Consider the following 21,518-nt stretch of genomic DNA (forward strand, 5'->3'; position numbering starts at 1 on the left):
GGGATAAATCCCCTCGCCACAAAAGCCTCCTCGACAAAGAATCGGAGAGACCCAATTAGTCATCCAGCGCCTTCACCGACTTGGGCGACAGCCGCAGGCTGCGAAGGCTGCGCTTCACGCTCTTGAGATGGTTGACCAGGCTCGGGCCGCGCGCCATGGCAACGCCCATCGCCAGCACGTCGATCACCACCAGGTGGGCAATGCGCGAGGTCAACGGCGTGTAGATCTCGGTGTCTTCATGCACATCGATGGCCAGGTTCACCGTCGAGAGCTCCGCCAGTGGCGTCTGGCTCGGGCACAAGGTGATCAGCGAGGCACCGCTTTCGCGCACCAGATTGGCAGTGATCAACAAGTCTTTGGAGCGCCCCGACTGGGAAATGCAGATCGCCACATCGGTGGGTTTCAACGTGACCGCCGACATCGCCTGCATGTGCGGGTCGGAATAAGCCGCTGCCGTCAGCAGTAGCCGGAAGAACTTGTGCTGGGCATCGGCCGCCACCGCACCCGAAGCACCGAAACCATAAAACTCGACACGCTGGGCCTGGGACATGGCTGTGACGGCTTTTTGCAAGGCCACCGGATCGAGTTTCTCGCGAACCTCCATCAGGGTATGCAGCGTGGTGTCGAAGATTTTCAGGCTGTAGTCGGCGACCGAATCGTCTTCGTGGATGGCAAACTGACCGAAGCTCGCACCCGCAGCCAAGCTTTGCGCCAGCTTGAGCTTCAGGTCCTGAAAACCCGAACAACCGATGGCTCGGCAGAAACGCACAATGGTCGGTTCGCTGATGCCGACGCTGTGGGCAAGATCGGCCATGGAGCTGTGCATCACGGCCGCAGGATCAAGCAATACGTGATCGGCGACTTTCAGCTCCGACTTGCGCAGCAGATGGCGTGACTGGGCGATGTGTTGCAACAGGTTCAAGGGACTGGACTCTTGTTATTGGCAGAAGCCGGGATGTAGCAAGCTTGTAGTTATACTACAAGAATCGGCTTTTTGCCCGCCCAATCCGTAACTCAATCTCCCGGTTTCATGCCGCATGCGCGCCATGTAGCAGCGGCGGGCTAGCAATCATCCCGGTTGGCCCATAACAGCGCGGCCAGCCCTTGGGCTTCAACCGGCCGGCTGATGAGATAGCCCTGAACCTCATCACAGTGTTCGGCTTTCAGAAATTCGAGTTGCTCTGGCCGCTCGACGCCTTCGGCCACCACTTTGAGCGACAACCCATGGGCCATTGCAATGATTGCCCGGGTAATGGCCGCGTCTTCGCTCCCCTCCGTCAACCCACGAATGAACGCCTGATCGATTTTCACGTAATCCACAGGGATGCGTTTGAGATAACTCAGAGACGAATAGCCGGTACCAAAGTCATCGATCGCCAGCTTGACGCCGAGGTCGCGCAGTTGCTGGAACGTCGCGATGATGTGCTCAACACTGTCGAGCAATTGGCTTTCAGTCAGCTCCAGTTCCAGGTATTGCGGCGCCAGACCGGTTTCCTCCAGCACTTGCCGAACCAGGCTGACCAGCTTGCCCTGGCGCAACTGATGCACCGACAGGTTGACCGACACCCTGATCGGCGCCAGGCCCTCACGCTGCCATTGGCACGCCTGCCAACAGGCCTGGCGCAACACGAACTCGCCGATCGGCCCGATCAGCCCGGTCTCTTCGGCCAGGCTGATGAAGTCTCCCGGCGGGACTCGGCCCATGAGCGGATGATCCCAGCGCACCAATGCCTCGGCGGCGTTCAGGCGGCCTGTCGCCAGGCACAATTTGGGTTGATAAAAAACCTTCAACTGCTGCTCTTCCAGGGCTTTACGCAGCTGGTTCTCCAGTTGCAGCCGCTCCAGCGTGCTGGCCTGAAGGCTGTCGGTATAGAACTGGAAATTGTTGCCGCCCAAATGCTTGGCATGTTGCATGGCCATGTTCGCCTGACTGACCAGCGTGGAAATCTCCCGCGCGTTGTCGGGCAACATGCTGATGCCGATCGAGGCACTGACCACCAGTTCATGGCCCTCGATGGTCAGCGGCAGGCGCAGCTTGGCGGACAGGCGGGTCGCCACCCGCGCCAGGCTGGAAAGGTTGCCGTAGGCATCGAACAGCACCCCGAACTCATCGCCGGATAAGCGGGCGATGGTGTCCGCTTCGGGCAATGCATTGATCAGGCGGCGGGCCATCTTCTGCAACAGCTGGTCAGCAACATCATGGCCGAGGCTATCGTTGAGGAGCTTGAAACGGTCCAGGTCGATATGCAGCAATGCCAGGCTGCGTCGTCCGCCCTGGCGCACCCGTTGGTGGGCTTCGTGCAGGCGCTCGCGAAACAGCGAGCGGTTCGCCAGCCCAGTGAGTTCGTCGTAATGGGTCAGGTAGCGCATTCGCTCTTCGGACTCACGCCTGGCTGAAAGATCGGCGAAGAAGCCCACGATATGGCTGACATTTCCCCGAGCATCGCGCACCACGTTCAGTTGCAGCCACTGCGGATACAGTTCGCCATTGGCCCGGGCCTCCACCAGCTCACCTTGCCAGGTGCCGTGCTGCTTGAGCGCCTGGCGAATGACCGGATAGTGCCGACGGGCATCACGACTGCATGGCAGATCGACCACATTGCGCCCGAGCATGTCATCGATATTAAAACCTGTGACCCGCGTGAAGGCCTGGTTGGCGGCCAGCAGCGCGTAATGCGGGTCAAAAATCACAATGCCTTCGCTGGCGGCCTCGAAAACCGTGGCTGCCAACTGGCGCTGTTGCTCAAGCTCTTTACGGGTGCTGATGTCTCGCCGGGTGCCGACCATGCGCAGCACTCGGCCACTCGGGCTGCGCTCCACGGCCCGACCGCGGTCTTCGATCCAGACCCAATGGCCGTCGCCGTGACGTACGCGGTATTCGATCTGGTAGTCCTCGCTACGGCCTTTGAGGTGCTCAATGAGGGCGCGTTTGAGGGCCGGCACGTCTTGAGGATGCAGGCGCGGGGTCAGGTGGCTGAGCATCGCTGTGATGTACTCGGGCTCCAAGCCGAACAGTTCCTTGAGCTGGGTGTGATGGACTTCGTCGGTTTGCAGGTTCCAGTCCCACAGCCCCAACTCACTGGCTTTGAGCGCCAGGTCAAGACGCGCTTCGCTCTTGCTCAGGGCCTGGCTGGTCGCCTCCAGCTCGAGACTGCGCTGTACCACGCGCGCCTCCAGTCCTACCTGGGCCGACCGCAGTTTTTCCTCGGCGCAGCGGCGTTGTTCGACTTCCCGACCGAGCGCCTCGTTGAGCTGTGCGCTACGGGCTTGCGCCTGCTGCAAATGCTCGATCAGCGCCTGGTTCTGGAACCTTCGCAGCATGCCACTTTGTATCAACCGGTTGACCTGCCAGGCAACCACGCTGAGCGAGACCAGCACGACCAGCCCGAGCCAGCCCCATCCGCGCTGCTGTTCATCACCGCCCCAAAATAGATAACCGATGGCCGGCAATAGGCACGGCAAGGTAAAGGACAAAAATGCCGGAAGGCTCACGGCATAGGCAACGCTGGCCGACAGGGTAGCTGCGCCTATCAGGCCGAATACCCAGGCTTGTTGCTGGAAACTGTCGGCCGGTACCAGTGCTATACCCGCTCCGGCCAATGTCAGCCCGGTCATTGCCGAGCCGAGCAAAAACATCCGCAACCAGACCGGGTGCGCCTGGCGGCTGGGTATCGCCGAATCGAAGGCCGCCACCTGGATGACCCGCAGCGCTACCAGCGAGAGCAACCAGACCAGCCAGACGCTGACCTGAAAATGACGCGAAGGCCCCCACAACAACGCGGCGCAAACCAGACCGTTGACCAGCATGAACAGCGTGGGCAGCAGCGAACCCTGATACAACAGCCTTGTGCGTTCGACCGCCATTTCCGTGGCGTACTGCTTGCAGATGATCCGTGGTTCCACACAGGGGCCCGCCAGATCGGAATTTAGGGTCATAGGCACTTGTTCTTGTTCTTATTCAGCGGAGCATGGAGAACCCGAAACATTCAGCGAGCATACACAAGGCAGCGGCCATCCCACACTGTCCAAGCTCATAAAAATGCTGAAAAAGTCGCTATTTCATTGGGTCGCGGGCCCTTCAAGCGAGTCCCGCCAATGCTTGTGGCCCATGACCAACCGGTCATCACCGACCGGTCTTTTATCGGCTGGCGCAAAGCTCGGTTTGCCCGGGCTGCTGCCGCACCCTAGAATGCCCCGATGCGCGATGATCTCTCCCTTCTGCTGAACTCCCTCAACGATGCCCAACGCCAGGCCGTAGCGGCCTCCGTGGGTCGTCAGTTAGTCCTGGCCGGTGCCGGCTCCGGTAAAACCCGGGTGCTGGTGCACCGTATCGCCTGGTTGATCCAGGTCGAGAACGCCTCGCCCCATTCGATCCTGTCGGTGACGTTCACCAACAAGGCCGCTGCCGAGATGCGCCATCGCATCGAGCAACTGATGGGCATCAACCCGGCCGGCATGTGGGTCGGCACCTTCCACGGCCTGGCGCACCGCTTGTTGCGGGCGCATTGGCAGGAAGCCGGCCTGAGCCAGACGTTCCAGATTCTCGACAGCGACGACCAGCAGCGGCTGGTCAAGCGGGTGATCCGTGAGCTGGGCCTGGATGAACAGCGCTGGCCGGCTCGTCAGGCCCAGTGGTTCATCAACGGCCAGAAAGACGAAGGCCTGCGCCCGCAACACATCCAGGCCAGCGGCGATCTGTTCCTGGCGACCATGCGCAGCATCTATGAAGCCTACGAGGCGGCGTGCCAGCGCGCTGGTGTGATCGACTTCTCCGAACTGCTTCTGCGCGCACTGGACCTGTGGCGCGATCACCCAGGCCTGCTGGCGCACTATCAGAAGCGCTTCCGGCATGTGTTGGTGGACGAGTTCCAGGACACCAACGCCGTGCAGTACGCGTGGTTGCGCCTGCTGGCCAAGGGCGGCGACAGCCTGATGGTGGTGGGTGATGACGATCAGTCGATCTACGGCTGGCGCGGCGCCAAAATCGAGAATATTCATCAATACTCGGCGGACTTTCCTGACGCCCAAGTGATCCGCCTGGAACAGAACTACCGCTCCACCGCCGGCATCCTCAAGGCCGCCAACGCCTTGATCGCCAACAATACCGGACGCCTGGGTAAAGAGCTGTGGACCGACGGTGGCGAAGGCGAAGCGATCAACCTCTATGCCGCCTTCAACGAACACGATGAAGCCCGCTACGTGGTGGAAACCATTGAGAGCGCGCTGAAAACCGGCCTGGCCCGCAGCGACATCGCCATCCTGTATCGCTCCAACGCCCAGTCCCGGGTATTGGAAGAAGCCTTGTTGCGCGAACGTATCCCGTACCGCATCTATGGTGGCCAGCGCTTCTTCGAACGCGCCGAAATCAAGAACGCCATGGCCTATCTGCGCCTGCTCGAAGGACGCGGCAATGACGCGGCCCTGGAGCGGGTGATCAACGTCCCGACCCGGGGCATTGGCGAGAAAACCGTCGAAGCGATTCGCGACCACGCGCGCCACAGCCATGTGTCCATGTGGGAAGCCATGCGCCAGCTGGTTACCAACAGAGGCATGACCGGTCGCGCCGCCGGTGCGCTGAAGGCCTTCATGGACCTGATCGAAGATCTGGCCACCAAGTGCACGGACATGCCGCTGCATTTGATGACCCAGACCGTTATCGAGCAGTCCGGCCTGATCGCCTACCACGAAGCGGAAAAGGGTGAGAAAGGCCAGGCCCGGGTGGAAAACCTTGAGGAGCTGGTCAGCGCCGCCCGAAACTTCGAGAACACCGAGGAAGACGAGGAGCTATCGCCACTGTCTGCCTTCCTGGGCCATGCCTCTCTGGAGGCCGGCGACACCCAGGCCGACGAGCATGAAGACAGCATCCAGTTGATGACCCTGCACAGTGCCAAGGGCCTGGAATTCCCCTACGTTTTCCTGGTGGGCATGGAAGAGGGCCTGTTCCCGCACAAGATGAGCCTGGAAGAGCCGGGACGCCTGGAAGAAGAGCGGCGCCTGGCCTACGTTGGCATTACCCGCGCCATGCAGAATCTGGTGCTGACGTACGCCGAGACCCGGCGCCTGTATGGCAGCGAAACCTACAACAAAGTGTCGCGCTTCGTACGTGAAGTGCCCAAAGGCCTGATTCAGGAGGTGCGGCTGTCCAACAGTGTCAGCCGTCCGTTCGGCGGCGGCCAGCAGCAAAGCACCAGCAGCCTGTTTGGCGGCAGCGACATCCCGGAAACCGGCTTCAGTCTCGGCCAGACCGTGCGTCATTCGGTGTTCGGCGATGGCGTGATCCTCAACTTCGAAGGCGCCGGCGCCCAGGCCCGGGTTCAGGTGAACTTCAGCGAAGGCAGCAAGTGGCTGATGCTGGGGTATGCCAAGTTGGAAGCGATCTAGAGATTTCGTAAGAAGCACCCTGCTGTGGGAGCAAGGCTTGCCCGCGAGGCGGTGGCACATTCGACACAGATGCGTCAGACCGATCGCTATCGCGGGCACGCCTTGCTCCCACAGGTATCTCTCCCCCTCCCACATTAGCTTCCGACCGAACTTATTTCCTTTTCCTACAGCCCAAAGCGAACAGACCCTCTTGCGCGACTGAAGCGGAACCTCACCTGTCACGCAAAAGCCCGAAACACTCTGCCGCTAGCCAGCAACAGTTCACCTGTGCAACATGGCGCGCGTGCTATCCACAAATGGGAATGCCCTTATATGAAACGTTTTCTTAGCATCGCCATGGCGTTGTGCATCGGCCTGACGATGGCCATCGACGCCAATGCCGCCAAGCGCTTTGGCGGTGGTAAAAGCTCGGGCGCTGCCCCGACCCACCAGACCAGCCAGATGGCGCCGTCCTCTGCGGCCGGCTCTACCGCGGCTACTGCGGGCGCGGCCGGTGCGGCTGGCGCCGCCACCAAGGCCAGCGGTGCTTCGCGCTGGCTCGGCCCCCTGGCCGGCATCGCCGCCGGTGGCCTGCTCGCCTCCATGTTCATGGGCGACGGCTTCCAGGGCATGCAGATCTTCGACATCCTGATCATGGCGGTCATCGCCTTCCTGGTCTTCCGCTTCATTGCCGCACGTCGTCGCAAGCAGCAGGAGCAACTGGCTCCGGCCGGTCATGCGCCGATGCAACGTGAGGTGTTCAACCAGCAACCGGCCAGTGGTTCGATCTTCGGTGGTTCGGCAGCACCCGTGGCTGCTCGTCCGGTGATCAACGCGCCAGCCTGGTTCAACGAAGAGCGCTTCATCGAAGCTGCGCGTAACCATTTCATGTCCCTGCAGCAACACTGGGATGCGAACGAAATGGACAAGATCTCTGAGTTCGTGACCCCGCAACTGCTGGAATTCCTCAAGCGCGAGCGAGCCGAACTGGGCGATGGCTTCCAGTCGACCTACATCGACAATCTGCAAGTACAGCTGGACGGTGTTGATGATCGCGCCGACAAGACCATCGCCACCCTGACCTTCAGCGGTGTGTCGAAGGACTCGCGCTTCGACAAGGGCGAAGCGTTCAGCGAAAGCTGGAACATGGAACGTGCCCTGGGCGATGACCAGCCTTGGCTGGTGGCCGGTATTCGCCAGAACGGTTGAACCTCTGCGCGTTTTGCATGTTGAAATAAAAGAACCCCGGCTCAGGCCGGGGTTTTCTATTTCACGGTTGCATCTATAGCGAGCTACTGTATAAACCGCTCCATATAAACCGCGCCATCGAGAAAGAGGATCCCGGACGTGGAAGAAATCATCGAACAATTGCGTGAAGCCAACGAACCCGTACCGGTTCCACTGGAGTTGCCTGACGAAGACTTGCTGGTGGAGATCGAAGAGCAGCTGTTCATCGATATTCCGTTCGTATTCAGAGAATTTTTGCTGACGGTCAGCGATGTTGTCTACGGCAGCCTGGAACCGGTGACCGTCACCGACCCACAGTCCCATACCTATCTGCCAGATGTGGCCGCCAATGCCTGGGATGCCGGTGTCGACCGTAGCCTGATCCCGATCTGCCAGGACGGCGACGACTATTACTGCGTCGAAGAAGACGGGACCGTGGTGCTGTGGCAGGCCGAAGAAGAGCTGATTGCCGAAGAAACCTGGGAATCCGTCTGGCACTGGGCCCGGGACGTCTGGCTGGAAAGCTGATCCGCCGCACACCCGCCGTCGGTCAATGCCCGGACGATTCCTTGTGATTGTCCAGGGTCTCCAGCAAGGCCACCTGCATCCGCGTATGCAGGCGGACGAACCAGCGCCAGAGCAATGCCGCCACGGCCGTGGCCACCACCGCGATCAGTACCAGCAACTTGTTGGTCGGTAGAATACTGGCCGACAAGGCTGCCAAGAGCAGGAAAATCATCAGCAGCGAGAGGATCGGGATCACTTCTGCGATCACTCGACGCACGCGCTGGGTGTGACGGCCGGCCATCTCCGGCTTCACGCCCATTTCCGCCAGCAGCATCGACAACGCCTTGAGCTTGCGATACGCGGCAATCAAAAACGGCAGCGACAACAACAACGCCCCGCCCCAGATCAGCGCTTTCTGCCAACTCGGGTCGCTGATCCAGGCTTGCAGATAGGCCGACATTTGTTCGGCAAAGTAGCCACCGGCGATAAAAATCGCGATGACCAGCGCCAGGTTGATGCCCACCTGCAGCAAAATCCGCCGGATCATGGCGGCTAACAGCGCGCCCTCCCCTTGGGGTTGAATGCTGCGAAGCCACTCGCCATACATTCCCAGTACCCTCGACAGCCGTTGTGGCATAACGGCAGCCAGCCTGACCGATAAAGGGTCGGCGGCCCGGATCAGGTAAGGCGTCAGCAGAGTGGTCAGTACCGAAACCGCGACCGCTACCGGATAAAGGAAATCGCTGGTGACCTGCAAGGTCATCCCCAGCGATGCGATGATGAAAGAAAATTCGCCGATCTGCGAAAGGCCCATCCCGACTCGCAGCGAGGTCCGCCCGTCGTTGCCGGCAATAAAAGCACCGAGGCCGCAGGACAGCACCTTGCCCAACACCACTGCGCCAGTGATTACGGCAATCGGCCAAGCGTATTGGAGCAATATGACCGGATCGAGCATCAGCCCGATGGCGACGAAGAAAATCGCGCTGAACAGGTCGCGCACCGGCTCCACCAGTCGCTCGATTTTCAGCAACTGCCGCGACTCGGCCATGATCGCGCCGATCAGAAACGCTCCCAGCACCATGCTGTATTCCAGCTTTACCACCAGTAGGCAAAAGCCGAAACACAGGCCCAGCACGGTGATCAGCAACATCTCGTCGCTGTCGAACTTCGCCACGTAAGCCAGCAGCCTGGGCACCAGCAAAATGCCGATCACCAGGGCGACGATCATGAATAACGACAATTTGCCGACCGTGGAGAACACTTCGCCGGAGCTGACCGTCCCGCTGACAGCGATGCTCGACAGCAAGGCGATAATGCCGATGCCCAGGATGTCTTCGACGATCAGGACCCCGAAGATCAACTGCGCAAAGCGCTCGTTCTTCATCTTCAGGTCATTGAGGGCTTTGACGATGATGGTGGTCGAAGAGATGGCCAGGATTGCCCCGAGGAACAACGAGTCCATGGTGTTCCATTCGAACCAGCGCCCGATTTCGTAGCCGATCCAGATCATCAACACAATTTCGAGGAACGCCGCGATGAACGCCGTGGCACCCACCTTGAACAGCTTGCGCAGGCTGAACTCCAGGCCCAGATAAAACATGAGGAAGATGACCCCCAATTCGGCCAGGGTCTTGATCGTCTCTTCGTCGTGAATAAAACCGAAAGGCGGGGTATGCGGACCAATGATGAAGCCAGCAACGATGTAACCCAGCACCACCGGTTGTTTGAAACGATGAAAGAGTACGGTGACCAGCCCCGCTGCCATCATGATGATCGCCAGGTCTTGAATAAAGCTGATGGCATGCATGGTGGGGCTCCCTGTTCAGATGACCTATCACAGAGCTGGATAAGGCCGTTTCCATTGTAGGAAATACCCTCGCAAGGGGCTTTTGAAGGGTACCACCGCGACTTCCGACAAAAAGACAGTGCAATATATGGAAACAGATCCACCGGGGCGTGACGGCTGCCACAGGCGCAGCGTCCCGATACTGGTAGTTTGAAAACCTTCCAGCACCCGCAGAGGTGCACTCCCGAAATTGCTGCCTTGAACCGTGAGTACGTTATGGAACCCGGAAACGCCCAGCTGTCGATGACGGTGCTGATGACCCCCGATATGGCCAACTTCTCTGGCAATGTCCATGGCGGCACCCTGCTCAAGTACCTCGACGAAGTCGCCTACGCCTGCGCCAGCCGCTACGCCGGGCGCTATGTAGTGACGCTGTCGGTTGACCAGGTGATTTTCCGCGAGCCGATTCATGTCGGCGAATTGGTGACGTTTCTGGCGTCGGTGAATTACACCGGGAACACCTCGATGGAAGTGGGCATCAAAGTCGTGACCGAAAACATTCGTGAACGCTCGGTGCGCCACACCAACAGCTGCTTCTTCACCATGGTCGCGGTGGACGACCAGCGCAAACCCGCCGCCGTCCCGCCATTGCAACCGCAGAACAGCGAAGAAAAACGCCGTTACGAACAAGCCCAGCAGCGTCGGCAGATTCGCCAGGAGCTGGAGAGGCGGTATCAGGAAATCAAGGCCGACGGGCCTTAACAGATCCGCCCGGCTCGCGCCCACAGGGATTGGCGTTGATCAGAGGCTGATCGGTACAGCTTCGAACCTTACCCTCGGATGGGTGATCCGGTCCTGGGCGCGTACCAGTTCCAACTCGTAACTGGCGCACGCCTGGGTTTCCAGCAGGACTTCGTGCACGGCTGCGGCCGTAAATTCGAGCGCCGCCACCAGGCTGTCACCCAGCAACACCCGCGCCAGGAACAGTCCCGAGGTCAAGTCACCCACCCCCACCGGCTGGCGAGGGAAAGCCAACAAAGGACGGCGCAGATGCCAGCTTCCATCAGCGGTCACGAGCAACATTTCGAAGCTGTCCTCGGGCTTACCCGGATAGGCCAGATGTTTGACGAGTATCGCTTTGGGTCCGCGGGCCAGGAGCACGCGAGCCATAGCCACGCAGTCCAGCAGCGACTGCGCCTTGCGTCCCGAAAAGCTGTCCAGCTCCAGCTGGTTTGGGCACATGATGTCCGCCACACTGGCAGCTTGCTCCAGAAGAAAATCGCTCACCTCGGGCGCCACGATGCAACCCTTCTCCGGATGCCCCATGACCGGATCACACAAATAAATTACCTTGGGATTGCACGCCTTGATTCGCGTCACGCCCGCCAGAATCGCCTGTCCTTGGGCGGCGCTGCCCAGGTAACCGGACAACACCGCGTCACAATTGCCCAGCTCGCCGATCGCCGCGATCCCCTCTACCAATGCCGGTATCTGATCAGAGGCAAGCACGTCGCCGGTCCACTGTCCGTACTGAGTGTGATTGGAAAATTGCACGGTGTTGAGCGGCCAGACATTCACCCCAACCCGCTGCATAGGAAAGACTGAAGCGCTGTTACCGGCGTGGCCGAAGACCACGTGAGACTGGATGGCAAGCAGATGAGGGGTACGTTTCATGCGGGATGTTTCCGTAAAACGAATGAAATTCAAGCCGCGCAGTATGCGACTAAACGCAGCCTGTACGACAGACCGGGGACACAGTTAAGCTGACAGCAACTTGTAGGAGCACTTCGTTCATGCTGACCCTTGGAAATATTTTCGTGCTGATGCTGCTGGCTACCGCCGGCGCCTGGCTGTGGCACAACCATGGTTTGCGCGAACGAGCGTTGGCGAGGGTCATGCAACATTGCGCCAACCTCAAGATCGAGCTGCTGGACGGCAACGTGGCGCTGAAAAAGATTGGGTTCGTCAAAGACGCCAGCGGACGCCGGCGCCTGGCCCGTATCTATAACTTCGAATTCACCGTCACGGGTGAATCGCGCCATTCGGGCACTATTACCCAGTTCGGGGCCCACAGCGCGCAAATCGAGCTGGCGCCCTACCCAATGCCGTTCGAAGAGTCAGCGCCGACACCGATCGAACCGGTCCAGACCAGACCCAGGGCCGAAGTCATCGAGTTGAGTCAGTGGCGCCAGGAACACAACAAGTGGAAGCCTTGAGGCAAGGCTGACTCACGGGCACCGACAGTTCGCCAGACCGGCTTGCAGCGCCGCCACGTCTTGAGGTCCATCAAAAATCAATTCGATTCGTGAGTCCTGGCGCCACTCGCTCGCCTGCCACCGCAGCGTCGCGCCCTCCAGCGCATTGGCTGAAACCCAGCCATCGGCGCTGTGGATAACCATCTTCGCCCGTTTCCAGCCGCGACCTTGCAGCCAGCGCGTCAGCGTCGCCGTGTCCAGTCGCTGACTCGGATGCCAACGCCAGCCAATACTCCAGCCGCCTTCCTGTTGCTGATACAGGCAGATGGGCGATGTCGGGTTGGTCCAGACGGCCGGCATCTGTCCCACCTCCTTGGGCAGACTCACGTTATCCACAGCCCCGCTTCCCTGAGCTGCAAGACCTGGTAGTCGATCGATCGGCATCACAGCCTGTTGGGTCCAGTACAAGGCAATCGCCGGCAGTTGCGCAGTGATGCCCAGGCGTTCGGTTTCGCTCAGGTGCTCGGATTTGTTCAGCACCACCAACCCTGCATCGGCCAGAGTTTGCCGTTGGGCGTCGAGCAACGGCGTGCCATCCGCCATCGCTCGGGCATCAAGCACCAACACGCAAGGCTGAACCGCCAGCACGCCGAGCCATGGCCTTTCGTTCAGTTGCCGCATCAACTGCGCCGGATGGCCCAGGCCGGAGGGCTCGATAAACAGTCGATCCGGGCGCGCCTTGCGCAGTAACCGAGCGAGGCCGATCTGAAAGGGCGCGCCGTTGACGCAACACAAACAGCCCCCGGCCACTTCGCCCAGTGCGATACCATCGGCAGTCTGGGTCAGCAACGCCGCGTCCAGGCCGATTTGACCAAACTCGTTGATCAGCACCGCCCAGCGCTCATTCGCCGGGCGCTGCGCCAGCAATTGCTTGATCAGGCTGGTCTTGCCAGCACCTAAGGGGCCTGCGATGACGTGGGTGGGAATGTTCTGCAACATAATCGGCGGCTTTCGATGGAGGTGAACATGCGGTTGATCGGCTGTTTTTTATTGGCGCTGACGTCGAGCCAGGCGCTGGCCCAGGCTTGTGTCGTGCATAGCCAGGCAGAACGGCTCGATGTGAAAGTCTGCCAGCAGAACCGCAATATTCCACAGAAACTGTTCGCCGACGGCTTCTGCCAGCCAAACCTTGCCGGACAAAAAGTCGAGGTGCAGTACGTCGATCAATGCCCTGGCGGCGCGTTTGGCATCTGCAGCAATGCCCAGGTCGCCAATATGCCCTACCGCCAGGATATTCACTATTACGGCGTGGCCAGCGATGCGGCCTATCTGCAGCCGTTCTGTGAAGGACAAAGTCAGGGCAACTGGCTCAAACCTTAAGCGAGCCAGTCCAGAGTAAGGATCAATCGACGCTCCCCCGGCGCCAGCTGCGGCGAACGATGGATCAGGCCCATGCCCTCGTTTCCATGCCACTTCTCGCCTTTGAGCAGCGCCACATCGCCACAGGCAAGCTGCTGAACCGCATGCGGGTCACCCGGTTCAGCTTCAGGCTGCCCCAGACATCGACGATCCATCACACCCTCCTTTAGCCACTGGCTACCCACGCCGGCGTACGTGGTGATCAGTCGTACCGGCACATGGTCGACGTGAAAACGCGGGCACATGGCCTTGTCCAGCGTTCGCAGGCGCAGGCCGACACGTCTGGCGCCCAGCAGGCAGGCAAACGCACTGACCAGCCAGGAGACATCGGTGATGAAGCCTTCATAGCCATGCAGATCGCCAAAGCCTGCGGCGAGACCGTCCAGTGCCGGTTGCGCGTCCTCCTGCGGCAGGTCGAGCACCCGCGATTCGGCCAGAGGCTGACCCATGGAAAGCACCATGGCCGCAAAATCGCTGATGTGCACCGGCAGTTGACGTTGCCAGACCGTCAGGTTGGCATCGTCGTCCAGAATTTGCGTCAGGATCCGCGGAGTGTCGCCCTGAACCTGGCGTACCTGCTCTTCCCGCTTCGCACTGGGCGCCAGCATCACGCTGCGGCCTCGTCATGCCAGGGGCCGAACGGGTCCGGCAGCAAACGCCAACTGTCGACACCCAGGGCCATTTCCGCGTCACTGAGCAGGCAAGCGTCCAGCTCGGCAGTCAGTTGCGTGAAGTCGATATTCTGACCGATGAATACCAGCTCCTGCCGGCAATCACCGGTGGCGGGAAGCCAGTTTTTCAGGATGGCTGCGGTACTTTCCCCATCTTGCGGCCATTGGCTTTTCGGCACAAACCGCCACCAGCGCCCGGCGAATCCATGTCGCATCAAGCCGCCGGCCTGGGACCAACTGCCCGCTTCCTCATGTTTGCTGGCCAACCAGAAGAAGCCCTTGGAGCGCAGGAGCTTGCCATTGGTCCACGGACGGTCGATAAAGCTGAAAAACCGCTGGGGATGAAACGGCCGGCGCGCCCGGTAAGCTGCCGAAGCGATACCGTATTCTTCGGTTTCGGGCACGTGCTCACCGCGTAGTTCCTGTAGCCAGCCCGGTGCTTGAGCCGCGCGCTCGAAGTCGAAAAGGCCTGTGTCGAGAATCTTTTCCAGCGGTACTTGGCCCATGACCATGGGAATGATCTGCGCCTGGGCGTTGAGCCGTTCCAGAATCGCGATCAACTCCTCCCGTTCGTGACGGCCGACCAAATCGATTTTGCTGATCAGAATCACATCGGCGAACTCGATCTGCTCAATCAGCAGATCAGTAATGGAACGCTCGTCCTCCTCCCCCAGGGTTTCGCCTCGTGAAGCGAGGCTTTCGGCCGCCTGGAAATCCAGCAGGAAATTTACGCCATCGACCACCGTCACCATCGTGTCGAGCCGTGCCACATCGGCCAGGCTGCGGCCCTGCTCATCACGAAAAGTAAAGGTTTCCGCCACCGGCAAGGGTTCGGAAATCCCCGTGGACTCGATCAGCAGATAGTCGAAGCGGCCTTCCCTGGCGAGCTGGCCGACTTCTTCCAGCAAGTCTTCACGCAATGTGCAGCAAATGCAGCCGTTACTCATCTCCACCAGTTTCTCTTCAGACCGGCTTAGGGTGACATCTCGCTGGACTTCGCTGCCATCGATGTTGATCTCGCTCATATCGTTGACGATCACAGCGACACGCAGGTTGTCGCGATTGCGCAGGACGTAATTGAGCAGTGTGCTTTTACCGGCGCCGAGAAATCCGGACAGCACGGTGACGGGAAGACGATTGGGCACAGGTATATCCTCATCGGGCGGGCGGCGCTGACGCGGTTGAACGCAGGTCGCGGCTCTTTTCTTCAGGCTTGGGTTCGGTTCAAGGTCTAAGACTTTTTAATGTTATAGTATAACAACAACATTTAACCAGCACCGCTGTTCAACCGGTCTGAAGTAAAAACATGCGCAATTTTCTGAAATTTGTATTCGCAAGCCCGATGCTGCTGTTGGCGCTGGATGTCTCAGCCCAAAGTCCTGTGTTGGCAAACTGCACTCGCAGCGCGAATTTACTGGCTTGTGTGGATGGGCAAGGCAATGCCTACAGTGTCATGACGGCCGGAAACACCCTTTATCTGCGCGGATTTGAAGTGACTGGCCGGCGCTATTGGGCCCAAACCACTAGCCGTTACGGCCAACTGACGTTCTTTACCGGAATAGCTTCTGACGGAGAGAGCTGGGTGGGATACAGCCGGCGCGTAGGCTGGACGACAATCAATCGTTTCTCGAGCTCGGGTGGAAGCACTGGGAAGTTCCTATGTGGACGCATAAGTGGGTGTCAGGACGCACCCCGCTGATGTTTCACGTGGAACGGTTCGTAAGCCATCCCCCTGAGTAAAATGAAACTGCGTTCATGAATAGTGTTCGTCGCGCACATTGTTATAGTATAACATCTATTGTGTGCCTATGACGGACCTTGAATATGAATGCGTTAACTCTGCCGGACATTGCTGCGCAGGCTTCGCGCCAGTCCCTGCCCCTCGATTGGGTAGGCATGTGCGGCATCGCGGTACCCGTATTGATCGACGGTCAACGTCTCACCGCGATCGCCGATGCCGGCGTCAGCCTTGACGATGGTGAGGCCCGTGGCATCCATATGTCACGCTTGTATCTGGCGCTGGAGCTGCTCGAAAACGCAGCGCTGTCTCCTATGCTGTTACGCCGAATTCTCCAGCAATTCCTCGACAGTCACGTAGGTCTATCCGACGCCGCCTCGCTGAGCGTTCGCACCGATCTGCTGTTTAAGCGCCCAGCGCTCGTCAGCCCACTGGCTGGCTGGAAGCGCTATCCGATCAACATCGAAGCCCACCTGAAAAATGATGTGTTCCACGTGGAACTGAACATTCAGATTGCCTATTCGTCCACCTGCCCTTGCTCGGCCGCGCTCGCTCGTCAGTTAATCCAGCAGCAATTTGTAGACGACTTTGCCAATCAGGCACTCGAGCACGCCAGCGTCCTGGCTTGGCTTGGCTCATCAAAAGGCATCGTCGCCACGCCGCACAGTCAGCGCAGCACGGCCACCTTGAATCTGCGGCTGAACCCGGGCGTCGACGAGCTGCCGCTGCTGTCCATCATTAACGAAGCTGAAGCGGCCCTCGGCACGGCTGTACAAACCGCAGTGAAACGGGCCGATGAGCAAGCCTTCGCGCTCGCCAACGGTCAAAACTTGATGTTCTGTGAAGACGCCGCGCGGCGGCTGAGCATGGCTTTGCGGCGATCCCCCGATATCGCCAGCCTCAATGTGCGAGTGGTGCACGCCGAAAGTCTGCATGCCCATGACGCTGTGGCACAAAGCCGTTGGGTCAGGGAGGCACTGTGATTCGTTGCCAGTCATTGCGCTGGGGCGCCCCGGGCCACCCCCTCACACCACCGCTGAACATAGAACGGCCGGCGGGGAGCCTGACGGCCATCGTCGGTGCCAACGGTGCGGGCAAAAGCAGCCTGCTGAAAGTGCTGGCGGGCCTGCAAAAACCTCTATCCGGCAAAGTCGAACTGGATGTTCCACGTCGCGGCAGCGTCTCGTTTCTGGCGCAACAGCAACATCTGGACCGGCAATTTCCAATCAGCTTGCAAGAGCTGGTGGCGGCGGGATCCTGGGGTAGCAGACACACGCCGGCGATGCGCCGCCATCGATTGAAAGCCGTACTGCAAGACTGGGCGTTGGATGGCCTGGAGCATCGCTCGTTGATGGCGTTGTCGGGAGGCGAGCTGCAACGCGCCCTTCTCGCCCGTTTGAGTCTGGCCGAAGCGCCTCTGCTGTTGCTCGACGAACCCCACGCCGCCCTCGACGAACAAGGCCAGGCGCTATTGTGGAAGCACATTCACGGCTGGCATGCCGAAGGCCGTACCCTGGTGGTGGTGTGTCATGATCTCGCCGCGGTGCGCCAACATATTCCGCATACATTACGGGTCAGCCAAGCCGGCTGCACGCTGGGCCGCAGTGTCGATTTGATTACCCAACAACCCTTCACGCAGGTGGCCTGATGCTCGCGGCCACCCACCTCTGGCAACCCTTTCAGGAATTTGTCTTCATGCGCCGGGCACTGCTGGGCGGCCTGGTACTGGCGTGTAGCACGGCACCGCTTGGCGTGTTTTTGATTCTGCGACGCATGAGCTTGATAGGCGATGCCGTCGCTCACGGCATCTTGCCCGGAGCAGCACTGGGTTTCTGGTTCGCTGGGCTGAGCCTGCCAGCCCTGACGCTGGGTGGACTCGGCGCAGGCTTGAGCATGGCCGGGCTGGCGGCCTGGATTACCCGTCGCACCGGTCTGCGGGAAGACGCCAGCCTTGCGGCGATTTATCCCATTTCCCTGGCCGCCGGTGTGTTGATTCTCGGTATGGCCGGCAAACGCCTGGACTTGCTGCACCTGTTGTTCGGCTCGGCGCTGGCGGTAGATGGCCCGACACTTACCGGCATGCTCTGGGTTTCGGGGATCAGCCTGCTCGCGATGACGCTGATTTACCGACCGCTGTTGCTGGACACCCTGGACCCTCTTTTCCTGCAAACCGTCAGCCGTCTGGGCCCTCTGGCCCATGGCGTGTTTCTGACCTTGGTCGTGTTGAACCTGGTCATCGGCTTCCAGGCCATCGGCGCACTGATGGTGGTCGGCCTGATGATGTTGCCTGCTGCCGCTTCACGATTCTGGAGCCGCCGATTGCCGGTTCTGATGGGAGTCGCGGCGCTGTTTGGATGTCTGTCGGTGTGGCTCGGGCTGCTGTTGTCATTCCACTTCTCGCTACCCAGCGGGCCGGCCATCGTACTGGTGGCGGGCGCGCTGTATCTGCTGTCCGTAGTGTTCGGTCCGGTGCACGGTTTGCTGCGTCGCCCGCCTTTACTCACATCCCAATGAGGTGTTTCCCGATGCGCGTTCTGCTCGTGCTGTTCAGTCTGATGCTGTCCTTGTCGACGTCTGCCGCCGAAAAGCTCCAAGTGGTGACCAGCTTCAGCATCCTTGCCGACATGACCCAAGAGGTCGGCGGCGAGCATATCCAGATCACCAACCTGGTGGGGCCGGACGCAGATGCACACACCTACGAACCTACGCCAGACGACGCCAAGGCGTTGCTCAGGGCCAAACTGATCATCAAGAATGGCCTGGGTTTTGAACCCTGGCTGGATCGCCTGATCACCAGTACCGAAACCAGCGCAGCGGTGATCAGCGCCAGCCGCGGCGTTATTCCTCGTTCACTGGATGAAGACGGCGAGACCGTTCCCGACCCGCATGCCTGGCATAACCTGGCAAACGCCGAGCTGTACATCAGGAACATCACCAAGGCGCTGGAAACCGCCGACCCGGCCCACAAGGCCGACTACGAACGTAACAGCCAGGCTTATCTGAAAAAGATCTACGCGCTGCTCGCCGATGCCAAGGCCAAGCTTGGCGCCTTGCCACCGGGCAATCGCAGGATCGTGACGTCCCACGATGCCTTCGGCTATATGGGACAGGCCTATGGCATCGAGTTTATCGCGCCACAGGGGCTGTCCACTGAACGGGAGCCCTCGGCCGCCGATGTCGCGGCGCTGATAACCCAGATACGCAAAGCGAAAGTAAAAGCCGTGTTCATGGAGAACATCAAAGACGCGCGCCTGCTCAAGCAGATAGCGGCTGAAAGCGGTGCGCACATCGGCGGCACGCTGTACTCCGATGCGCTGGCGGCCAGCGGACCGGCCAGTACCTTCATCGGGTTGTTCGACTACAACCTGAATATGTTGTACGAAGCGTTGAGCCGGCCATGATTTGCAAGTGCTCTTGAAAGAACTTCTGTGGGAGCAGAGCTTGCTCGCGATGCGCATGCGCCTTGCTGCCACAGATCAACCAGGTCATGTACGCCAGAGCGGGACTCAAGCCCTCGGCTTGACCGTCCCGCAATCCTGCCCCAACCACACGGCGCGGGTATCCAGGCTGCCGTTCTGCTGGATGCCGGTGGCGTTGAACGTGCCGTTCACCGTCGTAGTGAATTCCCGGTCACTCTGGAATGTCGCGACCCCATTGCCTTGGGCTTTCGGACAACTGAAACGAAACTTCCACTGATTGCCGGTGCGCTCGGTGATCTGTTGTTTGCACCCCGATTGCGGGTCTTGCAACGGAATGTCATTGGTCTGGACCTGTTCCGGGGTCAGGCATACGCGAATGCCCTTTCCGCCCATGGTGATGCCCTGCTTTTCCAGCATCGCCCGTTGCTCTGGGGTTATCTGGTTTTGCAGTTGGCCAAGAATCAGTTGCAGATCTGGCAGATTCTGGTTGTCGACCTTCATATTGCTTGTAGTCAGCTCCCACAAACCGGGTTGAAGCATCTGCGCCTGAGCCACCACAGAAACCGACAAACCAACCGTCAGGGCCAAACCCAGCAGACAAACTTTCATCACAAGCACTCCAGAGGACAGGTGGCCGTTAGACGTCTCCCACAGGCTTCGGTTCAGGCTCGACAGGAGTGAATTAATTAGCGACATCCGCCGTGGAACATGGTCTGTTAAGCATTGAAACTTCAGGAGCAAGGCTGCCCCATGGATTATTTCGGCCCGCATGTTTTCGGTTACCTGATCGCATTGCTTCACACTTTGGGTTCTATCGCCGCCGTTCACGCGGTGCTGACGGTACGCACCGCTCAGGGTTCGATCGCCTGGGCCCTGTCGTTGGTATTTATCCCCTATTTGACGTTGATTCCCTATCTGGTTTTCGGCCGGAGCACGTTCGACGGTTATATCAAGGCGCGCCGGCAAGCCAACGAAGAAATGCGCAAAGCCGTCTCCGAGCTCAACTGGCGGCCATGGGTCGAAGAAGCTCTCACCGCCCGCGCCTCTCAAGCCTACGCCTCATTACGGGCGATGCCCAAGCTGGGGCGCACGCCGTGCCTGGCGAACAACCAGGTGCGCTTGCTCATCAATGGCTTCGCCACATTCGAGGCAATTTTCGAGGCCATTGAGGGTGCCCGAGAAGCCGTGCTCATTCAGTTTTTCATCATCCACGACGACCGCCTCGGCCAACGTCTGAAAACGCTGCTCTTGAAGAAAGCCGCAGAAGGCGTCGCGGTGTATCTCCTGTATGACCGCATTGGCAGCCATTCCCTGCCCCACAGCTACGTCCAGGCATTGCGCGACGGCGGTGTCCATGTCAAAGCTTTCGCCACCCGTAGCGGCTGGCTCAACCGATTCCAGGTCAATTTTCGCAACCATCGCAAGATCGTCGCGGTGGACGGCGTCCTGGGCTTCGTCGGCGGACATAACGTGGGCGATGAGTACATGGGGGAAAAGCCGCCCTTGGCGCCATGGCGCGATACCCACGTCGAAGTACGCGGGCCCGTCGTGGCGAGCATGCAGGAGTCGTTTGCCGAAGACTGGTTCTGGGCGGCCCGCTCATTGCCACCGCTCATCCTGCCGGACGCCTACCCGGATGACGGCGTGCTCTGCCAATTGCTGGCCAGCGGCCCGGCCGACGCGTACGAAACCTGTTCACTATTTTTTGTCGAAGCGATCCATGCGGCTAGCGAGCGTGTCTGGATCACCACGCCGTACTTCATTCCTGATGAAGCGGTATTCGCTGCGTTGCGCCTGGCGGCATTGCGCGGGGTAGACGTGCGCATCTTGCTGCCATCACGCCCAGACCATAAGGTCGTCTACGCGGCGTCGAGCCTGTACGCGTTCGAAGCAGTACGGGCCGGCGTGCGGGTATTTCGTTATGAGCCGGGCTTCCTGCACCAGAAAGTTGTGCTGATTGACCGTGAAATCAGCGCCATCGGCAGCGCCAACCTGGACAATCGCTCGTTCCGGCTCAACTTCGAGGTGATGCTACTGACCGTGGATATTTCGTTCGCCACTCAGGTCGAGCAGATGCTCGAGGACGACTTCGCCCAAGCGCTGGAAATAGACAAACAGGAAGGCCGGGAGACCCACCGCCTGCAGAAGATCGGCATGCGGATCGCCCGGCTTATTTCCCCGATACTCTAAGTGGCA

At 59.8% G+C, this 21,518-nt stretch carries 20 protein-coding genes; 12 read left to right on the forward strand and 8 right to left on the reverse strand.

All coding sequences use genetic code 11. From position 1 onward, the window contains the following. Positions 1-55: 55 nt before the first annotated feature. Together hexR and HU811_RS06410 are read right to left on the reverse strand one after the other, a co-directional pair. The gene (hexR, locus tag HU811_RS06405; RefSeq protein ID WP_003187110.1) at positions 56-922 is read right to left on the reverse strand and encodes a transcriptional regulator HexR; all 867 of its coding nucleotides are present in this window, start codon (positions 920-922) and stop codon (positions 56-58) included. Positions 923-1,062: 140 nt separating this feature from the next. Continuing rightward, a complete protein-coding gene (locus tag HU811_RS06410) occupies positions 1,063-3,936 on the reverse strand; it encodes a putative bifunctional diguanylate cyclase/phosphodiesterase (RefSeq protein ID WP_186654733.1) in 2,874 nt (957 codons plus the stop codon). Positions 3,937-4,197: 261 nt separating this feature from the next. On the opposite strand from HU811_RS06410, the gene uvrD reads away from it, so the two are divergent. The 3 genes from uvrD (at position 4,198) to HU811_RS06425 (ending at position 8,115) form a co-directional block, all read left to right on the forward strand. After that, positions 4,198-6,381: a DNA helicase II gene (gene uvrD / locus HU811_RS06415; protein WP_186654735.1), complete on the forward strand. Its 2,184-nt coding sequence runs from the start codon at positions 4,198-4,200 to the stop codon at positions 6,379-6,381. Between the two features lie 312 nt (positions 6,382-6,693). Further along, entirely contained in the window at positions 6,694-7,569 is an 876-nt protein-coding gene (locus tag HU811_RS06420) for a Tim44 domain-containing protein (RefSeq protein ID WP_092399531.1), read from the forward strand. 138 nt (positions 7,570-7,707) lie between these two features. Beyond that, complete coding sequence (locus HU811_RS06425) at positions 7,708-8,115, forward strand: SMI1/KNR4 family protein (protein WP_003187120.1); 408 nt, start codon at positions 7,708-7,710, stop codon at positions 8,113-8,115. A 22-nt stretch (positions 8,116-8,137) separates the two neighbouring features. Here the strand turns inward: HU811_RS06425 and HU811_RS06430 are convergent, their stop codons facing one another. Continuing rightward, on the reverse strand, positions 8,138-9,901 hold the full coding sequence (locus HU811_RS06430) for a cation:proton antiporter (RefSeq protein WP_092399533.1): 1,764 nt from the start codon (positions 9,899-9,901) through the stop codon (positions 8,138-8,140). Between the two features lie 255 nt (positions 9,902-10,156). On the opposite strand from HU811_RS06430, the gene HU811_RS06435 reads away from it, so the two are divergent. After that, the gene (locus HU811_RS06435; RefSeq protein ID WP_047226692.1) at positions 10,157-10,642 is read left to right on the forward strand and encodes an acyl-CoA thioesterase; all 486 of its coding nucleotides are present in this window, start codon (positions 10,157-10,159) and stop codon (positions 10,640-10,642) included. A gap of 39 nt (positions 10,643-10,681) precedes the next feature. Here the strand turns inward: HU811_RS06435 and pdxY are convergent, their stop codons facing one another. After that, positions 10,682-11,554 (reverse strand): pyridoxal kinase PdxY, encoded by an 873-nt coding sequence (gene pdxY / locus HU811_RS06440; protein ID WP_092399535.1) that lies wholly within the window; start codon positions 11,552-11,554, stop codon positions 10,682-10,684. Between the two features lie 119 nt (positions 11,555-11,673). Here pdxY and HU811_RS06445 point away from each other — a divergent pair, with 119 nt between their 5' ends. Then, positions 11,674-12,096 (forward strand): DUF3301 domain-containing protein, encoded by a 423-nt coding sequence (locus tag HU811_RS06445; protein WP_047226690.1) that lies wholly within the window; start codon positions 11,674-11,676, stop codon positions 12,094-12,096. A 12-nt stretch (positions 12,097-12,108) separates the two neighbouring features. Here HU811_RS06445 and HU811_RS06450 read toward each other — a convergent pair whose 3' ends face one another. Then, on the reverse strand, positions 12,109-13,074 hold the full coding sequence (locus HU811_RS06450) for a CobW family GTP-binding protein (protein ID WP_186654737.1): 966 nt from the start codon (positions 13,072-13,074) through the stop codon (positions 12,109-12,111). Between the two features lie 27 nt (positions 13,075-13,101). Here HU811_RS06450 and HU811_RS06455 point away from each other — a divergent pair, with 27 nt between their 5' ends. Then, the gene (locus HU811_RS06455) at positions 13,102-13,455 is read left to right on the forward strand and encodes an NADH:ubiquinone oxidoreductase (protein ID WP_092399539.1); all 354 of its coding nucleotides are present in this window, start codon (positions 13,102-13,104) and stop codon (positions 13,453-13,455) included. Here the strand turns inward: HU811_RS06455 and HU811_RS06460 are convergent. Beyond that, positions 13,452-14,102 carry a DUF1826 domain-containing protein gene (locus HU811_RS06460; RefSeq protein ID WP_186654786.1) on the reverse strand — a complete coding sequence of 217 codons (651 nt, stop codon included), beginning with the start codon at positions 14,100-14,102 and terminating at the stop codon, positions 13,452-13,454. The two genes, HU811_RS06455 and HU811_RS06460, sit on opposite strands and share 4 nt — an antisense overlap. Beyond that, complete coding sequence (zigA, locus tag HU811_RS06465; RefSeq protein ID WP_186654740.1) at positions 14,102-15,310, reverse strand: zinc metallochaperone GTPase ZigA; 1,209 nt, start codon at positions 15,308-15,310, stop codon at positions 14,102-14,104. Before zigA ends, HU811_RS06460 begins: the two co-directional genes overlap by 1 nt. Positions 15,311-15,471: 161 nt before the next feature. Between zigA and HU811_RS27355 the strand changes: the two genes are divergently transcribed. From HU811_RS27355 to HU811_RS06485, 5 genes are all read left to right on the forward strand, one after another. Next, positions 15,472-15,864, forward strand: a complete 393-nt coding sequence (locus tag HU811_RS27355; RefSeq protein ID WP_092457791.1) for a glutamine synthetase — start codon at positions 15,472-15,474, stop codon at positions 15,862-15,864. 125 nt (positions 15,865-15,989) lie between these two features. After that, positions 15,990-16,886 (forward strand): GTP cyclohydrolase FolE2, encoded by an 897-nt coding sequence (gene folE2, locus HU811_RS06470; protein ID WP_186654788.1) that lies wholly within the window; start codon positions 15,990-15,992, stop codon positions 16,884-16,886. Continuing rightward, on the forward strand, positions 16,883-17,551 hold the full coding sequence (locus tag HU811_RS06475) for a metal ABC transporter ATP-binding protein (protein ID WP_186654742.1): 669 nt from the start codon (positions 16,883-16,885) through the stop codon (positions 17,549-17,551). Before folE2 ends, HU811_RS06475 begins: the two co-directional genes overlap by 4 nt. Beyond that, entirely contained in the window at positions 17,551-18,417 is an 867-nt protein-coding gene (locus HU811_RS06480; protein WP_186654745.1) for a metal ABC transporter permease, read from the forward strand. Before HU811_RS06475 ends, HU811_RS06480 begins: the two co-directional genes overlap by 1 nt. 11 nt (positions 18,418-18,428) lie before the next feature. After that, positions 18,429-19,304: a metal ABC transporter substrate-binding protein gene (locus HU811_RS06485; RefSeq protein ID WP_186654747.1), complete on the forward strand. Its 876-nt coding sequence runs from the start codon at positions 18,429-18,431 to the stop codon at positions 19,302-19,304. Between the two features lie 105 nt (positions 19,305-19,409). Here HU811_RS06485 and HU811_RS06490 read toward each other — a convergent pair whose 3' ends face one another. Further along, positions 19,410-19,931, reverse strand: a complete 522-nt coding sequence (locus tag HU811_RS06490; RefSeq protein ID WP_092399555.1) for a DUF3617 domain-containing protein — start codon at positions 19,929-19,931, stop codon at positions 19,410-19,412. Positions 19,932-20,072: 141 nt separating this feature from the next. Between HU811_RS06490 and cls the strand changes: the two genes are divergently transcribed. Beyond that, a complete protein-coding gene (gene cls, locus HU811_RS06495) occupies positions 20,073-21,512 on the forward strand; it encodes a cardiolipin synthase (RefSeq protein ID WP_186654749.1) in 1,440 nt (479 codons plus the stop codon). Positions 21,513-21,518 lie beyond the last annotated feature (6 nt).

It is taken from the genome of Pseudomonas tehranensis (assembly GCF_014268615.1).
In the GTDB taxonomy this organism is placed as follows: Bacteria; Pseudomonadota; Gammaproteobacteria; order Pseudomonadales; family Pseudomonadaceae; genus Aquipseudomonas; species Aquipseudomonas tehranensis.

What these genes read in the sequence shown, in the direction of transcription:
- uvrD (WP_186654735.1), top strand. Translation starts at nt 4,198, where the DNA reads ATGCGCGATGATCTCTCCCTTCTGCTGAACTCCCTCAACGATGCCCAA.
- HU811_RS06420 (WP_092399531.1), top strand. Translation starts at nt 6,694, where the DNA reads ATGAAACGTTTTCTTAGCATCGCCATGGCGTTGTGCATCGGCCTGACG.
- HU811_RS06430 (WP_092399533.1), bottom strand. Translation starts at nt 9,901, where the DNA reads ATGCATGCCATCAGCTTTATTCAAGACCTGGCGATCATCATGATGGCA.
- pdxY (WP_092399535.1), bottom strand. Translation starts at nt 11,554, where the DNA reads ATGAAACGTACCCCTCATCTGCTTGCCATCCAGTCTCACGTGGTCTTC.
- cls (WP_186654749.1), top strand. Translation starts at nt 20,073, where the DNA reads ATGGATTATTTCGGCCCGCATGTTTTCGGTTACCTGATCGCATTGCTT.
- HU811_RS06460 (WP_186654786.1), bottom strand. Translation starts at nt 14,102, where the DNA reads ATGCTGGCGCCCAGTGCGAAGCGGGAAGAGCAGGTACGCCAGGTTCAG.
- HU811_RS06445 (WP_047226690.1), top strand. Translation starts at nt 11,674, where the DNA reads ATGCTGACCCTTGGAAATATTTTCGTGCTGATGCTGCTGGCTACCGCC.
- HU811_RS06435 (WP_047226692.1), top strand. Translation starts at nt 10,157, where the DNA reads ATGGAACCCGGAAACGCCCAGCTGTCGATGACGGTGCTGATGACCCCC.
- HU811_RS06480 (WP_186654745.1), top strand. Translation starts at nt 17,551, where the DNA reads ATGCTCGCGGCCACCCACCTCTGGCAACCCTTTCAGGAATTTGTCTTC.
- folE2 (WP_186654788.1), top strand. Translation starts at nt 15,990, where the DNA reads ATGAATGCGTTAACTCTGCCGGACATTGCTGCGCAGGCTTCGCGCCAG.
- HU811_RS27355 (WP_092457791.1), top strand. Translation starts at nt 15,472, where the DNA reads ATGCGCAATTTTCTGAAATTTGTATTCGCAAGCCCGATGCTGCTGTTG.
- HU811_RS06410 (WP_186654733.1), bottom strand. Translation starts at nt 3,936, where the DNA reads ATGACCCTAAATTCCGATCTGGCGGGCCCCTGTGTGGAACCACGGATC.
- HU811_RS06485 (WP_186654747.1), top strand. Translation starts at nt 18,429, where the DNA reads ATGCGCGTTCTGCTCGTGCTGTTCAGTCTGATGCTGTCCTTGTCGACG.
- HU811_RS06455 (WP_092399539.1), top strand. Translation starts at nt 13,102, where the DNA reads ATGCGGTTGATCGGCTGTTTTTTATTGGCGCTGACGTCGAGCCAGGCG.
- HU811_RS06490 (WP_092399555.1), bottom strand. Translation starts at nt 19,931, where the DNA reads ATGAAAGTTTGTCTGCTGGGTTTGGCCCTGACGGTTGGTTTGTCGGTT.
- HU811_RS06450 (WP_186654737.1), bottom strand. Translation starts at nt 13,074, where the DNA reads ATGTTGCAGAACATTCCCACCCACGTCATCGCAGGCCCCTTAGGTGCT.